The sequence below is a fragment of the Campylobacter sp. RKI_CA19_01116 genome (assembly GCF_025771405.1).
GTDB lineage: Bacteria > Campylobacterota > Campylobacteria > Campylobacterales > Campylobacteraceae > Campylobacter_D.
In genome coordinates this window covers 50,440-64,380 of record NZ_JAKMQF010000001.1, presented here as the reverse complement: position 1 = coordinate 64,380, position 13,941 = coordinate 50,440, and the positions used below count along the sequence as shown (strand labels likewise).

At 29.9% G+C, this 13,941-nt stretch carries 19 protein-coding genes; 4 read left to right on the top strand and 15 right to left on the bottom strand.

The annotated features are described in order from the left end of the window. Position 1 precedes the first annotated feature (1 nt). The 4 genes from dksA (at position 2) to L8U41_RS00355 (ending at position 2,643) form a co-directional block, all read left to right on the top strand. Positions 2-358: an RNA polymerase-binding protein DksA gene (gene dksA / locus L8U41_RS00370; protein WP_012660959.1), complete on the top strand. Its 357-nt coding sequence runs from the start codon at positions 2-4 to the stop codon at positions 356-358. Then, positions 355-1,338: a hypothetical protein gene (locus L8U41_RS00365; protein WP_263727498.1), complete on the top strand. Its 984-nt coding sequence runs from the start codon at positions 355-357 to the stop codon at positions 1,336-1,338. The genes dksA and L8U41_RS00365 overlap by 4 nt, the downstream gene beginning before the upstream one ends. Continuing rightward, the gene (locus L8U41_RS00360) at positions 1,335-2,261 is read left to right on the top strand and encodes a tRNA dihydrouridine synthase (RefSeq protein WP_263727497.1); all 927 of its coding nucleotides are present in this window, start codon (positions 1,335-1,337) and stop codon (positions 2,259-2,261) included. Before L8U41_RS00365 ends, L8U41_RS00360 begins: the two co-directional genes overlap by 4 nt. 61 nt (positions 2,262-2,322) lie before the next feature. Next, on the top strand, positions 2,323-2,643 hold the full coding sequence (locus tag L8U41_RS00355) for a hypothetical protein (RefSeq protein ID WP_070256278.1): 321 nt from the start codon (positions 2,323-2,325) through the stop codon (positions 2,641-2,643). On the opposite strand, the gene recO is transcribed toward L8U41_RS00355, so the two are convergent. The 15 genes from recO to atpG all read right to left on the bottom strand — a co-directional run bounded on the left by recO (position 2,627) and on the right by atpG (position 13,941). Continuing rightward, complete coding sequence (gene recO / locus L8U41_RS00350; protein WP_263678402.1) at positions 2,627-3,241, bottom strand: recombination protein RecO; 615 nt, start codon at positions 3,239-3,241, stop codon at positions 2,627-2,629. The two genes, L8U41_RS00355 and recO, sit on opposite strands and share 17 nt — an antisense overlap. Before the next feature lies 1 nt (position 3,242). Then, positions 3,243-3,755, bottom strand: coding sequence for a cysteine hydrolase family protein (locus L8U41_RS00345; protein ID WP_263702719.1), 513 nt, complete (start codon positions 3,753-3,755; stop codon positions 3,243-3,245). Then, positions 3,748-4,509: an ATP-binding protein gene (locus L8U41_RS00340; RefSeq protein ID WP_263702720.1), complete on the bottom strand. Its 762-nt coding sequence runs from the start codon at positions 4,507-4,509 to the stop codon at positions 3,748-3,750. Before L8U41_RS00340 ends, L8U41_RS00345 begins: the two co-directional genes overlap by 8 nt. Then, the gene (locus L8U41_RS00335; protein ID WP_263702721.1) at positions 4,506-5,192 is read right to left on the bottom strand and encodes a 5'-methylthioadenosine/adenosylhomocysteine nucleosidase; all 687 of its coding nucleotides are present in this window, start codon (positions 5,190-5,192) and stop codon (positions 4,506-4,508) included. Before L8U41_RS00335 ends, L8U41_RS00340 begins: the two co-directional genes overlap by 4 nt. After that, the gene (gene fabD, locus L8U41_RS00330; RefSeq protein ID WP_263702722.1) at positions 5,189-6,109 is read right to left on the bottom strand and encodes an ACP S-malonyltransferase; all 921 of its coding nucleotides are present in this window, start codon (positions 6,107-6,109) and stop codon (positions 5,189-5,191) included. The genes L8U41_RS00335 and fabD overlap by 4 nt, the downstream gene beginning before the upstream one ends. Continuing rightward, positions 6,109-6,693: an FKBP-type peptidyl-prolyl cis-trans isomerase gene (locus tag L8U41_RS00325; RefSeq protein ID WP_257936619.1), complete on the bottom strand. Its 585-nt coding sequence runs from the start codon at positions 6,691-6,693 to the stop codon at positions 6,109-6,111. The genes fabD and L8U41_RS00325 overlap by 1 nt, the downstream gene beginning before the upstream one ends. 14 nt (positions 6,694-6,707) lie before the next feature. Continuing rightward, positions 6,708-7,697, bottom strand: a complete 990-nt coding sequence (locus L8U41_RS00320) for a tetratricopeptide repeat protein (protein ID WP_263702723.1) — start codon at positions 7,695-7,697, stop codon at positions 6,708-6,710. An 11-nt stretch (positions 7,698-7,708) separates the two neighbouring features. Further along, on the bottom strand, positions 7,709-8,194 hold the full coding sequence (gene pal / locus L8U41_RS00315) for a peptidoglycan-associated lipoprotein Pal (protein ID WP_263678394.1): 486 nt from the start codon (positions 8,192-8,194) through the stop codon (positions 7,709-7,711). Between the two features lie 68 nt (positions 8,195-8,262). Beyond that, positions 8,263-9,462: a Tol-Pal system protein TolB gene (gene tolB, locus L8U41_RS00310; protein ID WP_173787091.1), complete on the bottom strand. Its 1,200-nt coding sequence runs from the start codon at positions 9,460-9,462 to the stop codon at positions 8,263-8,265. After that, positions 9,459-10,238, bottom strand: a complete 780-nt coding sequence (locus L8U41_RS00305; RefSeq protein WP_263727496.1) for a TonB C-terminal domain-containing protein — start codon at positions 10,236-10,238, stop codon at positions 9,459-9,461. The genes tolB and L8U41_RS00305 overlap by 4 nt, the downstream gene beginning before the upstream one ends. 3 nt (positions 10,239-10,241) lie before the next feature. Beyond that, positions 10,242-10,628: an ExbD/TolR family protein gene (locus L8U41_RS00300; protein WP_012660945.1), complete on the bottom strand. Its 387-nt coding sequence runs from the start codon at positions 10,626-10,628 to the stop codon at positions 10,242-10,244. Between the two features lie 3 nt (positions 10,629-10,631). Beyond that, the gene (locus L8U41_RS00295) at positions 10,632-11,192 is read right to left on the bottom strand and encodes a MotA/TolQ/ExbB proton channel family protein (RefSeq protein ID WP_263727495.1); all 561 of its coding nucleotides are present in this window, start codon (positions 11,190-11,192) and stop codon (positions 10,632-10,634) included. Next, entirely contained in the window at positions 11,192-11,584 is a 393-nt protein-coding gene (gene atpC / locus L8U41_RS00290) for an ATP synthase F1 subunit epsilon (protein ID WP_263727494.1), read from the bottom strand. The genes L8U41_RS00295 and atpC overlap by 1 nt, the downstream gene beginning before the upstream one ends. Positions 11,585-11,587: 3 nt before the next feature. Further along, positions 11,588-13,042 carry a F0F1 ATP synthase subunit beta gene (atpD, locus tag L8U41_RS00285; RefSeq protein WP_039667925.1) on the bottom strand — a complete coding sequence of 485 codons (1,455 nt, stop codon included), beginning with the start codon at positions 13,040-13,042 and terminating at the stop codon, positions 11,588-11,590. Positions 13,043-13,056: 14 nt separating this feature from the next. Further along, the gene (gene atpG, locus L8U41_RS00280; protein WP_263663543.1) at positions 13,057-13,941 is read right to left on the bottom strand and encodes an ATP synthase F1 subunit gamma; all 885 of its coding nucleotides are present in this window, start codon (positions 13,939-13,941) and stop codon (positions 13,057-13,059) included.

Here is a 13,941-nt window from a genome sequence, read left to right as displayed (position 1 = left end):
TATGCAAGAATTAAATCTTGAAGAATTTAAAAATATATTACTTCAAAGACAAAAAGAAATTTTACAAGAACTTCAAGGCAATATAGACAATATCCATAATCTACAAGATAGTGAACCTAGGGATGAAGTTGATTTACAGCAAATTGACAATAGCTCTCATATCGACTTTAAAATCAATGAAAATTTAAAAGCTGAACTAGAAGAAATTAAACATTCATTAAGCAAAATAGATAACAATACTTATGGTATTTGTGAATATTGTGAAGATGATATTCATCCTGAAAGACTTAAGGTTAAACCTCACGCAAAATATTGCATAAATTGTCGTGAAAATTTAGAAAAAAGGAAAGAGCTATGAAAATTAGATTATTTTTCTTTGCAAGTTTAGTTTATCTTCTAATCATCGCAGCCTTAGTTTATAATCTAAATTTAGGAAATTATACTTTTACAATTTCCACTTTTGAATTAAATTTGCCTATTAGCTTATGGGTTGTTTTGCCTGCTTTACTTTTGATGATACTAGCTTTAGCACATATGAGTTTTTATGGCTTTTTAAAACATTTACAATATAAAAATCTAATTAAAGATAGTAAAAATTATGAAAATTTTATTATTGATATTTTTTTAAAAAAAATAAGCAGGGTTAAATTCAAAACTCAAGAATTTCAAAACATTGCAAAAGATACGCAAGCTCTTTGTTTTAAAGAAAAAATTCAAAATCCCAAAATAGATGAAATTATTGATATTTTTGAACACTTAGATAAAAAAGAATTTGTGGAATTAAAAAAATATAAATTAGATTCAAATAATGAAATTTTCATTTTAAATGAAAAAAATCGCTTTCAAAATGATAGCAATTATGCTTTTTCTTTTATCAAAAACAAAGATACCTTAGCTAGTGAGCTAGAAATTTTTGCTTATAAAATGGTATTAGAAAATGCGCCTTATAGTCAGATTAAAACACTAAAAGTTCAAAAAAACCAAGATGATATTTTATTGCTTTTGGATAGATTTGAAAAAGAAAACTTAGAATTAAATCACGCTGAAATCGAAGTTTTACTTAGTATGAATACTTTGGATGATAAGTCATATTTACGCTGTGCTAAAATACTTTGTAAAAAAATAGAACCTCAAGTGTTGATTGCTTTATTTAAAAAGTTAAAAGATAATTATTCTCAAGCTTTAAGAGCTTATCTTTATACTTTGGCAGAATTTGGTATGTATGATGAATTGCTTAATGAATTAGGAAATGATCAAAATGAGCATAAAGACTTTAGACTCTTGCTCTTTTTAAGAGAACATAATAAAAAAATAGAACTTGAAAAATTAATACCATGATAGATTTTAATAAAAAGCCTTTATTTTTAGCCCCTATGGCAGGTTTTTCTGACTTGCCTTTGAGAAATTTAGTTAAACAATTTGGGGCTGATGTAACCATTAGTGAAATGATAAGTTCTAATGCCTTAGTATATGAGAGCTCAAAAACTCTTAAAATGCTAGAAAAAGCTGAACTTGAAAATCCTTACATAGTTCAAATTGCAGGCTCAGATGAAAGTGTAATTCAAAAAGCGGTAGAAATTTTAAATCGTTTTGATTTTATAGATGGGATTGATTTTAATTGTGGTTGTCCTGTAAATAAGGTTATAAAACAATGCGCAGGTAGTGCTCTTTTACAAGATCTTGATAAATTACAAAGAATTTTAGAACTTATCAAAAAAGCAAGCAACAAAAAACTAACTAGTGTCAAAGTAAGATTAGGATTTGATAAAAAAGATCCCATCGCCATCGCTAAAGCGTGTGAAAATGCTGGAGTAGATTTTATCAGTATGCATGGTCGCACTAGAAAACAAATGTATAGTGGAAATGCTGATTATGAAGCCATAGCTTTAGCCAAAGAAAATATCAAAATTCCTTTAGTTGCAAATGGTGATATTGGTGAAGATAATGCCAAAGAAGTGTTTAAAATAACAAATTGTGATGCTTTGATGATAGGACGTGCAAGTGTAGGAAAACCTTGGATATTTTATGAGATAAAAACTGGTAAAAAAATCGAAAAAGCTATGAAAAATAAAATCATTTTTGCACATTTTGAAGAAATGTTAAAGTATTATAAAGAACAAGGCATAAGCATCTTTAGAAAACACTTACATGAGTATTCTAAGGGCTATGATGATGCTTCTAATTTTAGAGATTGTGTTAATCGCATTAATGATGCAGAAATTATGCGAAAATATATTCAAGAATTTTTCAATAAGGAATGATTTTTGCTTGTAAATTATCAAGCAATATGAATGAAGAGATACCATAAAACAAGGAAGGTTCATGGCAGCTCATATCAATTCAAAAGGGATTTACAAAGCATTAGGTGGCATTAGAACAAGTGCGAATAATTTAGCAGCACATGCTTCAAAGCTTAACAATCAAAGTTTAAATTTCGAGCAAGTTTTACAACAAACCCAACCAAAATGTATAAAAACTTGTTTACAAAATTCTCAAAAAGAACTTGAAAATTTGCTTGAAAATATTAAAAATAGCCAAGATACTATCACAAAAAATATACACAAAGATAGTGCAAATATCATTGCAAGATTAAGACAAGAAGTCATTATGATGTATGATATTACCCTTAAAAACCCTCTTTGATAATTTTATATAAATTATCAATATATTCATCGCTAAAATGCGATGAATTAAAACTCCTATATAATTTTACAAGATCTTTAGCATTAAACTCATAACCAAAAGCACATTTTTTATGAGCGGGCAAAAAAGCTCTTACTAGTACAACATTTTTTTGAATATACTCATCACAATAAAAACATACAAAACTTTTATGCAAACGCCCTTCAAAATCTAAAATTTTTAAATAAGCATCCACTATAACACGTTTGCAATCTTGCTTTTCAAAACGCTTAGCACAATCTTCTAAAAGCTCAAAATAAAAACTATCAATTTCCTCAACATCTTTTAAATGCCAATAAAAAAGTCTAATAAATTCCTGCCAAAAAAACATTCTCTCTCTATCTAAAATCCAAGAAAAACCAATATGTAAAACATCTTTTAAACGTGGTAAAAATCTCGAACTTTCTTCAAGCTCAAAATCAATCTTATACCCACTTAGTATATTAGAATGACGCATGCCATAAAATCTATAACTTTTAATAACTTTTTTAGTACTTAAAAGATAAACGATTAAATCCTCATCTTTTACACTCTGAGTGTGTAAAATATACCCTTGCATTTTATAAAAGTTCTATGCCATAAGCTTGCAAAATTTCATATGCACTATTTTCCAAAGACTTACTAAAACTCGCTGTTGCGTTTTTATGTAATATAATTTTTGAGGTGATGCTAGCGCTTTGAGCTAAAATAATATTACTAAATACACAAATATGTGAAACAAGACCACAAAATTCTATACTTTCATAATAATTTTGTTTTAAAAAATTGGCTAATTCTAAGCTACCAAAAGCATTCTTATAAAATATTTTTTTTGCATTTTTTAAATACACATCAAAATCACCTGGCATTTGCCAACCTAAAGTATCTCTAATGCAATGATAAGTAGGCAAATTTTTTCCTTCTTGAGTTTTTAAATAATTTTCATCATGCGTATCAAAAGTAAAAACAATATCACCTTGATGATTTTTTAAAAGAGCAAGAATATTATCTTTTATCTTGGTAGCTTCTTCAAAACCCAAGCTACCATCGATAAAATCATTTTGATAATCAACAACAACTAAAAGATTAGCCATTATCCTTGACCATAAAAAAGCTATCCGTGTGGATATTTTCAAATGCAGTTTTTAAACTTGTAAATAATTTTGGATTTTCTTTTTCTAAATTTGCTAAAAGCTGCTTAGCTTCTTCTCTTGCATGAGGAAATTTTACATTTTTTTCACTTAATTTCATGCCAGGACAAAATTCATTACCAATTACTTCTAATTCATTATTAATAGCATTTTCTCTTAATTGTCTTTCTCTTACAAAAATCAAAGGACGAATAACCTCTACACCTCTTTTGCTTTTATACTTGGGAGCTAGACTCCTAAGAGAGCCATTATAAATAAAATTCATAAAAAAACTTTCCACTGCATCATCTAAATGATGAGCTATAGCTAGTTTATTAAAACCATTTTCCAAAGCATAAGTATATAAAGCTCCGCGTCTCATTCTTGAAAAATAGCTACAAAAGCTTGAATTTTTTCTAATCGTATCGCCTGAAATTTCATAAATATTAGAATCAATCACTTCATGGTCAATACCATGTTCTTTGCAGTGATTGTGAAGTTTGGTATAATCTTCACCCATGCCATAGCTTAAAGTTACTGCTTTAAGTTCAAATTTAAAAGGTGCGTGTGCTTGCATACGCTTTAAAAGATGTGCCAAAGCTAGAGAGTCTTTCCCGCCACTAAGTCCTAATAAAACTTTGTCATTATCTCCTATTAAGGAAAACTTGGCGTTTGCTTTAGCTACTTCTCTGATTAGTCTTTTACTAAGATTTATCATAATTTCTCACAAATTTTTAAGACAAAATTAGCCGAAATTTTAGCAGATTTTTCTACAAACTCATCAAAGTCAAATTCAGCCTTTTCACCTGCTTTATCACTCATTGATCTTAAAATCAAACATGGAATTTTTAAAGCATCACACACCAAAGCTACACTGGCTCCTTCCATTTCACAAGCATCTGCATTGAAAATCTCTCTAATTTTTGCTTTTTTATTCTCATCACAAATAAACTCATCGCCTGTAGCGATAATACCTGATTGTAATTTAACACCAAGTTCTTTAGCAACCTCTATAGCAAGACTATTTAGTTTATCATCTGTTTTTATAAAAATTTCATTGCCTGGAACATAACCAAGTGGATGACCAAAAGCTGTAATATCTAAATCATATTGAGCTAACTTTGTAGCATAGATTAAATCCCCTATTTCTAAACTAGGATTAAAAGCACCAGCTACACCTGTAAAGAGTAAAAGCTCGGCTTTAAATTTTTCTATCATAATAGCCGCACTAAGAGTGGAATTAACTTTCCCTATCTTAGAATAAGCGATTATTAATTCATGATTTTTATATTTTGCAAGATAATAAGTATTATTTGCATATTCTATTGTTTGATATTCTTTTAATGTTTCTAGTAAAGGAGTGACCTCTTCAGGCATAGCTCCTAAAATAGCTATTTTCATTTAATTACCTTTAAAATTTCATCAATATCTTCTATTTTACTTAAGGCATAAGTTTCTTTTTGAGTGATTTTTTTATTTAAGCCCTTTAACACGCTCGCACCAAATTCTATATAAAAATCTACTTCTTTATCTATTGCCTTAATGCTTTGTTTATAAAGAACAGGCTTGATGAGTTGCTCGCTTAAAAGCGTTAGAGCTTGATTTTTATCATTGTACACTTTTGCATTAACATTTGACACTACGCTTTTAAAACTCTCTTTTAAAATAGGTTCTAATTCTTTTGTAAGTTTCAAAGATGCATTTTTTAATAATGGACAATGGCTTGCAACGCTCATATTTAAAAGCATAGCTCTTCTAGCTCCTGCATTTTTAAACTCACTCTCATACGAGGCCAAATCAGGCTTTAAACCTGCTACTACAATTTGCCCATCACAATTATAATTAGCAGCAAAAATGCTTTTTTTCTCGCTTAATGCCTTTTGACAAAGTTCTTCTACCACTTTATCTTCAAGCCCTAAAACCACCATCATGCCAGCTTCGATTTTAGAACAATCTTCTTGCATGAATTGACCGCGTTTATTAACAAGCGCTATTACATCTAAAAAGTCAAATGCACCTTGAGTTGCTAAAGCACTGAATTCTCCTAGCGAATGACCTAGGCTGTACTTAGCTTCTATATCAACTTGCTCTTTCAAAGCTTCATAAGCCATTAGTGAGTTTAATACTATGGCCATTTGTGTAAATTCGCTTTTATTTAAATTTTCATTTTCCTTAAAAAGCAAATTTTTAAAATCAATTTTACAAAAATCACTAGCATTATCTAATAATTCTTTTGCTTTTTTAGAATTATCATAAAAACTCAAACCCATGCCAACACTCTGAGAGCCTTGACCTGGGAAAATAAATGCACTATTCATTAATGACCACCGCAGCAGCCACCGCCACCATGCCCATGGCCTCCACAACATCCACCACCGCCATGTCCGTGATGATGATCATGGTGATGTCCTCCACCACCACATCCACAACTTCTACTACCCGCAATAATTCCTGTTAAAATTTCATCTTCACTTGCAGCTCTAACATCTACAATATTTAATGAAAACAACAAGTCTTTTCCCGCATAAGCATGATTGTAATCAATAGTAACTTCATTTTCAGTAATCTCTCTAACAATTACTCTTACTGTATTGCCATCTTCACCTTCGCCAAAAAGCTCCATACCAACTTGTAAATCAATCCCCGCAAACTGCTCTTTTGGTAAAGTTTGTAATGCATTCGCATCATATTCGCCCAAAGCATTTTCTTTTTTTATCACAATATCAGCATTACATGGGGCATTAAGCTTTTGAATTTCTTCTTCTAATCCTTCTAAAATTTGACCTTTACCCAAAATAAAAGAAATAGGTTCAGCATAAATATTTGATTCTAAAACTTCATTAGTATTTGCATCTTTTAACTCATAAAACATTGAAACTACACTATTTTTTTCTATAGCCATTTTTCTCTCCTTTGTTATTTTCTATCTGGTGAAACTTTTGCTTCAGGACTATCAGGGTAAGCTGTTTTTAAAGCTTTATAAAATTTATTAGCACTTTTTGGATCTCCAACCTTATCTAAGCTAATAGCTGTATGATAAAGCAATTTTGGCACATAATCGCCTTTAGTGCTTATAGCAGAGCTTTTCTTATAAAATCCCAAAGCACCTGCGTAATCTTGCTGTTTATATCTTATCTCTCCAAGCCAAAAAGTAGATCTAGCAGGTTTGTAGTGAATACTTATTAGATGTTCAAATTTTTCTTTTGCATCTTCAAATTGATTTTTATTAGTTTCTTCTATCGCTTTTTTCAAAATTTCACTAGATTGTAATTTTTTCCAACTATCATCTTTTACTTCAATCACTTCATCTTGAGTTTCATTTACATCTTGAATGATTTCTTCGGTTTTATTATCATCACTTACAACAGGAACAACCGGAGTAATTTTTGTTTGATTTTGCACTCTAGCTATTTCAGATTGAAAGAAGGTTATGGTTTTATTCATATCTTCTTTTGAAATATAATCATCATTGATTTTATTAATCAAAGTTGTAATTTCACTTAAAACTTTTTGAATTTCTTGATGATTTTTTTCTTGAATTTGCCTATTTTCCTCCACATAAGCTCTTAAATTTTGAATTTCTTGAGTTATGTTTGCGTCAAAATTTTGATAAGTTTCTTCTAATGAAAGCAATTTTGTGTTAGCTTTTGAATATTGAGCATTCAAACCCTCTGTTACACTTTGCAATCCTTCTATATTCTCTACTGCTGTATTTATTTTACTTGTTAAATTTGTATAATATTCATTCAATGCCCTTAGGCGTTCTTGATTTTCATATTGTAATTTTTCATTTTGAGTTAAACCATAAGGTGTTTTTGTATCTACTTTTCCTGCATCAAAAGCTGAAATTTCAGCGTGTAAAAAAGTAGCTCCTAAAAGAGCTACTGATAATAATTTTAATTTCATTTATTTAAAACTTATTTTGATAATTTAAATTCTGCACGGCGATTTTGAGCATCGCAAGTTTTTGTTCTTTCAGTACATACAGGATTAGTTTCTCCATAGCTTTTAACGCTAATTCTATCCGCGCTAACACCTTGAGCTACTAAAGATTCTTTTACTGCTTTAGCTCTTTTTAAACCTAAAGCTTGATTATACTCATCAGTTCCCCACTCATCGCAGTTTCCTTCAACTACTATTGCAGCATTAGCAGCTTCTTTATTAAAGATTTCAGCATTATTTGCAATAACCTTTTGCATATCTGATCTAACATTAAATTTATCAAAATCAAAATATACATTTGCTACAGAATTTAAAGATTCAAGATTTTCAAATCTATCAGATCCACCGCTACCTTTTGAGCCATCTACACTACTTGAACTACTAACGCTAGTGTTTTTAGTAGCACAACCACTTACAATAACAGCAAATGCAGTAATTGAAGCAAAAATGATTTTTTTCATTGATTTCCCCTTTTGTTTATTTAAAAATCATAATTTAATTATAACAAAAAAAATATGATTTTAGTATTTTACCAATCAATTGATTGAATTTTACCCACTTTTAAGCCATAATGAAAAGCTTTATTTGCATTAATTCGAATAACACCTAAAGCACTTTGAGAGCCTAAGTACTTAATAAACACAACACTTTCTCCATCACTTGAAAATCTTGGAAAAAGATTTTTACCATTTGCGGTGAGTTGTCTTATGTAATCACTTTGAGTTGACATCAAGTAAAGATTAAAAACTCCGCTTTGATTTACTTCTCTGCTAGAATAAACCATGTAGTGTTTATAAGTAGAAACCGAAGAATTATTTTTACCATGAAAAACAACTTGTTCTGTTAAATTTGAATCTAAATTTTGCATAAAAATATTTGGATAGCCTAAGCGATCAGACACAAATACAATTTTTTTATCACCATCAACAAAATTGCCATTTACATCAATACCCATATAGTTTGTAATTTGTGTCAGATTTTTTGAATCTACATCATACAAGTATACATCAGGTTGGTCTTTTGGAGCCATGGTAAGTAAAATTTTTTTACCATCATCACTCACATCAGAAGCAACCATCATACCTTTGCTAGCAATAATTTTTGTTATATTTTTATTTTTCATATTATATTTATAAAGAGTTGGAATCTCATCTTCATAGGCAGTAAAATAAAATGCATTTTGTTCTTTATTTGCCCATTTAGGAAACAAATTTAAACCTTTTGAAATCAATACTTTTTGGTAAGTTAAAGTATAATCTGCTAATAAAATATCACTTTGCTTACTACCTTGTGTTCTAGCTATTAAAATTTTATGATCCATCCAATCAACCGGAGCAAAACCTAACTTTTTATTCATTTGGGCAACACTTCTATGTGCTAAAAATGGATACTCTTCGATGGAAAGAATTTGTTCGTAAAATCGTGTTTTAGTTTCATTTGCAGCTAAAATTTCAACATCAATATCTAAAAGTTTACCGTTTTTATTTAATATATAAGAAAAAATATAATCACCTTGTTTTTCATCTTGAGTTATCTCAAAATTTGAACTTACTTTTATATCATTAACAAGCATGTTATAAAAACTTTTTTTAAGATCTAAATCATTCAATTTAGACTGATCTTTAATATAAATTTTTGGCAATTGCATACCTTTATTAACAACAGATATTGTTGCATCTTGTCCAAATAATACTGAACAAAAAAATAAAAATACTAGTATTTTTTTCATTGTTTCTCCGTTTTAAACTCAATTATATCACTAAGTTGCATTTTAATTTTCCTTATTTTACCATTTGGAGGTAAAGTTATGTATTTTCCTTCTAAATTTTGTAAAAATTCTTTTGCTTTTTTATCAAAATTATCACTATGTGCACTAGTAGTGTTTAACAGGTAAAAATAACCATTATTATCAATTACAAATTCTACTTCTATACTTAAATTACCACTAGGATTATAAATTCTCCATCTATCTTCAAGATATTTTCTAACAGCGCCTAAGAATTGATCATAAACCCCTACTTTTTGCTCCATGACAGATTGACCTAATTCTTGATTTATTTTTAAATTTTCATTGAGTTGCTTAGAAAAATCATTGATTTTTTCTCTTTGGGCAAAAGTAGGTTTTTTTGAAGGCATAGAAGATTGCACTTTAGTCGTTTTTTCTTCTTGATAGTCTTCTATTTTACCAAACAACTCATTAAAAACACTTGCTTGTTGTTCTATATTTTGGGTGTTAACGCTTTTATTGGTAGTGTATTTTTGTAGAAGATTTTCTTCAAATAAACTTTGTAGATTTTCTTTTTGTAATTCTTGTATCATATTTACTTGATTTTGATTTATGCTATCTCCAAGTTCTATATTGACAAAACTATTAGGATCATCAGTATATTCAATGGCTTTTGGTTTATACTCAACCAACTTAAAAAATACCAAAAAAACAACAAAAAAATAAACTAAAGTTGCATAAATAAAAGCTTTAAGATTATGTGTAGAATTTTCTTCCATTTTTTACTCAGTTTGCAAAGCAACTTTTTGGAAACCTAAATGTTTCATTGTTCTTAAAACACTCATTACATCATCATATTTTAGATTCTTATCTGCTCTGATAAAAACTGTCTCTTGAGTATTATACTGAACTTTTAAAGCATTCATATTATCCGCAAAACTTATAAAATCAAATTTATCTTTTCCTATAAAAATTTCTTTTTTTGCATTAATTGTTATAATCAAACTTTTAATATTTGGCGCACTTGAAGTTTTTTGCGAACCTTGAGGAAGTTGAACTTTTTCTTCATATGTGATGCTTGGTGCTGTTACCATTAAAATAGCAAGCAACACAAGCATAATATCTACCAAAGGTGTAATATTGAGTTCAGGTTTTTCTTCTAAAAACATTAACTATACCTTTGTAGAGCTTACCAATACTTTGATCTCGCTATCTAAGATATTAATCAATTCATAGGCTTTACGTTTAATAATCAAATGAAAACTGTATGCAGGAATCGCTACTAAAATTCCACAACCTGTAGCTACCAAAGCTTCACTGATTTTAGGAGCTATAATGCTTAAAGAATTTTGCATCTCTAAGCCACCAAAAGTTTCAAGTATAGAAATAACCGTACCAAAAAGACCTATAAAAGGAGAGGTTGAAGCGATAATGCTAAGCCAAGTTAATCCTATTGTGGCTTTTTTTTCTACAGAATTTTTATAAATATTCATCTTTGTTTCATCAACTTCAACACATTTTTTTAAAATTGATGCACTTTGACTTAAATCTTTTTCGCCTCTCATTAAAGCTTCTAAAGCCTGGCTTTCATTTTGAGTCCATTTATTAATAAGCATCAACCTTGAAAATAATATACTAAAACTAAGTATAAAATACACCGAAAGCCAAACTAATACTATATAAGTGATTAAGCTTGTATTTTCAAAAAAATGAAAAATTGCTTGAAAATCCACTATTTTTGCCTTACATTATTATCCATTTTAGCAAAAGTAGAAGCAAGTGCAATACTATCACTGCTCATAGATTTAATTAAATCTTTTGCTTCTTCTAATCTTTTTGCTATTTCACTATCACTATTTCCTCCAACCCATACAGCGCCTTTTGCTAAAATACTCACTTTAGTTTCAGAAACTTTTGCATGACCTGAATCAATAGCAACTAATTCATGAGTTGAATCTGATTTTTCTATATCTATAATTCCTGCTTTTAAAGAAGAGATTAAAGATGCATGTCCTTTTAAAACACCAAATTCACCCTCGCTTCCAGGAAGAACTACCAATCTTGCATCCCCTTGATAAATCATACCAAGGGGTGTAATGATTTCTAAAGATATTAAATCTTGCATAAATTAACCTTTTTTAGCCTTATCCACTTTACAATTATCTAAACAAACGTCTTTTCTGCTAACTTCTTTAAGCGTTTCAGCTTTTGCTATAGCTTCATCTATATTACCAACCATATAAAAAGCATTTTCTGGTAAATCATCATATTTACCTTCTAAAATACCTTTAAATCCTGCAATTGTATCTTCTAAGCTGATATATTTTCCAGGGCTACCTGTGAAAACTTCAGCAACGAAGAATGGTTGAGATAGGAATTTTTCAATTTTTCTTGCTCTTTCAACAATCAATTTATCTTCTTCGCTTAACTCATCCATACCCAAAATAGCAATAATATCTTGCAAATCTTTATATTTTTGTAATACTGATTGTACTCCACGTGCTACTTTATAGTGCTCTTCACCAATAATTTGTGGATCAAGCATTCTTGAAGTAGAATCAAGTGGATCAACAGCTGGATAAATACCTTTTTCAGCAATTGATCTATTTAAAACTGTTGTTGCATCCAAGTGTGCAAAAACTGTTGCTGGCGCAGGGTCTGTTAAGTCATCTGCTGGTACATAAACTGCTTGAACTGAAGTAATAGATCCTTTTTTGGTTGAAGTAATTCTTTCTTGGAACTTACCCATTTCGCTAGCTAGGGTTGGTTGATAACCAACAGCTGAAGGAATTCTTCCTAAAAGCGCTGACATTTCTGAACCTGATTGAGAAAATCTAAAAATATTATCAATAAACATTAAAACATCAAGTCCCATTTCATCTCTAAAATACTCAGCCATAGTAAGACCTGTTAACGCAATACGATTTCTTGCTCCTGGTGGTTCATTCATTTGACCATAGCACAATGCAACTTTATCCAATACGTTACTTTCTTTCATTTCATTATAAAGGTCATTACCCTCACGAGTTCTTTCGCCAACACCTGCAAAAACCGAATATCCGCTGTGTTTAAATGCAACGTTGTGAATTAATTCCATAATAATAACGGTTTTACCAACACCTGCACCACCAAAAAGACCAACTTTACCACCCTTAGCATAAGGAGCTAGCAAATCAACAACCTTTATACCTGTTTCAAAGATTTCACTTTTTGTACTTTGCTCTTCAAATGGAGGCGGATCTCTATGAATTGACCAGTGTTTATCAAAATTGATTTCTTCACCCTCATCAATCAAATCACCCGTTACATTAAAAATTCTTCCAAGAACTTTTTCGCCTACTGGAACGCTAATTGGATTTCCAGTTGCGACAGCTGTTAAACCTCTAACAAGACCATCCGTCATATCCATAGCGATGGTTCTTACTTTATTATCGCCTAAATGCGCAGCTACTTCAAGAACTAGCTTGCATTCTTTTCCTTCTAATTCATAATTAACAATAATAGCTTCATTAATTTGTGGAAGATAGTCTTTAAATTCAACATCAACCACTGGTCCTAAAACTTGAGAAATAAAACCTTGCATCATCACTCCTAAATTTATTTCATTGACTCAACACCGCTGATGATTTCTATCAACTCGGTGGTAATAGATTCTTGTCTTGCTTTATTATAAGCTAGATTAAGCTGCTTAACTCTAGCTTTTGCATTATTGGTTGCATTATCCATGGCTTGCATTCTAGCACTATGTTCAGCTGCCAAAGAATCAACTAAAGAAAAATACATGTTATATTCAAAATAAGTTTTTAACAAATCGTTTAAAATTTCTTCATCTTCTGGTTCTAAGTCCATTAAAGATTCAGACTTTTGTTCTTCTTTACCAACAATAGCTTCTACTGGCAACAACTCATTAATACGAATTTCTTGAGAAATCATATTTTTATAACCATTGTGAATGATTACAATTTTATCTGTCACGCCATTTACAAAATCATCAACAGCTTTTTGGATAATAGCACAAGCCTTATCATAATCTGGACTTGAACTTGTATCTAAATATTTTTCCAAAATTTCTATATTTTGAAAATTAAAATATTCTATACCTGTTTTACCAATAGCTCTTAATCTTACTTTGATTTTTTTTGTTTTGCAATCTTCAAGCATTTCATTTACGGCTTTAATGGTTTTAATATTAAATCCACCACATAAACCCTTATCGGCTGTGACAAAAATAATATCCATTTTTTCTATATTATCTTTTTTTCTAAAAAACGGAAGTTTGTCATCAAGCCCATCGTATTGATTGATCTTGAACGCAATTTCTGATAAAACTTCATCGATTTTTTGAGCAAAAACCTTTGATTTTTTAGCTGCCTCTTCTGCTTTTCTTAGTTTAGCAGTAGAGACAAGCTTCATCGCATTGGTTGTCTTTTGTGTATTGTGAACACTTTTTATTTTTCTTTTAATTTCTTTTAAATTAGACAT

Coding starts and splice junctions, on each gene's coding strand:
- recO (WP_263678402.1), bottom strand. CDS start 3,241: ATGCAAGGGTATATTTTACACACTCAGAGTGTAAAAGATGAGGATTTA.
- tolB (WP_173787091.1), bottom strand. CDS start 9,462: ATGAAAAAAATACTAGTATTTTTATTTTTTTGTTCAGTATTATTTGGA.
- L8U41_RS00335 (WP_263702721.1), bottom strand. CDS start 5,192: ATGAAAATAGCTATTTTAGGAGCTATGCCTGAAGAGGTCACTCCTTTA.
- pal (WP_263678394.1), bottom strand. CDS start 8,194: ATGAAAAAAATCATTTTTGCTTCAATTACTGCATTTGCTGTTATTGTA.
- L8U41_RS00340 (WP_263702720.1), bottom strand. CDS start 4,509: ATGATAAATCTTAGTAAAAGACTAATCAGAGAAGTAGCTAAAGCAAAC.
- L8U41_RS00305 (WP_263727496.1), bottom strand. CDS start 10,238: ATGGAAGAAAATTCTACACATAATCTTAAAGCTTTTATTTATGCAACT.
- atpG (WP_263663543.1), bottom strand. CDS start 13,941: ATGTCTAATTTAAAAGAAATTAAAAGAAAAATAAAAAGTGTTCACAAT.
- L8U41_RS00345 (WP_263702719.1), bottom strand. CDS start 3,755: ATGGCTAATCTTTTAGTTGTTGTTGATTATCAAAATGATTTTATCGAT.
- L8U41_RS00320 (WP_263702723.1), bottom strand. CDS start 7,697: ATGAAATTAAAATTATTATCAGTAGCTCTTTTAGGAGCTACTTTTTTA.
- atpC (WP_263727494.1), bottom strand. CDS start 11,584: ATGCAAGATTTAATATCTTTAGAAATCATTACACCCCTTGGTATGATT.
- L8U41_RS00355 (WP_070256278.1), top strand. CDS start 2,323: ATGGCAGCTCATATCAATTCAAAAGGGATTTACAAAGCATTAGGTGGC.
- L8U41_RS00365 (WP_263727498.1), top strand. CDS start 355: ATGAAAATTAGATTATTTTTCTTTGCAAGTTTAGTTTATCTTCTAATC.
- atpD (WP_039667925.1), bottom strand. CDS start 13,042: ATGCAAGGTTTTATTTCTCAAGTTTTAGGACCAGTGGTTGATGTTGAA.
- L8U41_RS00300 (WP_012660945.1), bottom strand. CDS start 10,628: ATGTTTTTAGAAGAAAAACCTGAACTCAATATTACACCTTTGGTAGAT.
- dksA (WP_012660959.1), top strand. CDS start 2: ATGCAAGAATTAAATCTTGAAGAATTTAAAAATATATTACTTCAAAGA.
- fabD (WP_263702722.1), bottom strand. CDS start 6,109: ATGAATAGTGCATTTATTTTCCCAGGTCAAGGCTCTCAGAGTGTTGGC.
- L8U41_RS00360 (WP_263727497.1), top strand. CDS start 1,335: ATGATAGATTTTAATAAAAAGCCTTTATTTTTAGCCCCTATGGCAGGT.
- L8U41_RS00325 (WP_257936619.1), bottom strand. CDS start 6,693: ATGGCTATAGAAAAAAATAGTGTAGTTTCAATGTTTTATGAGTTAAAA.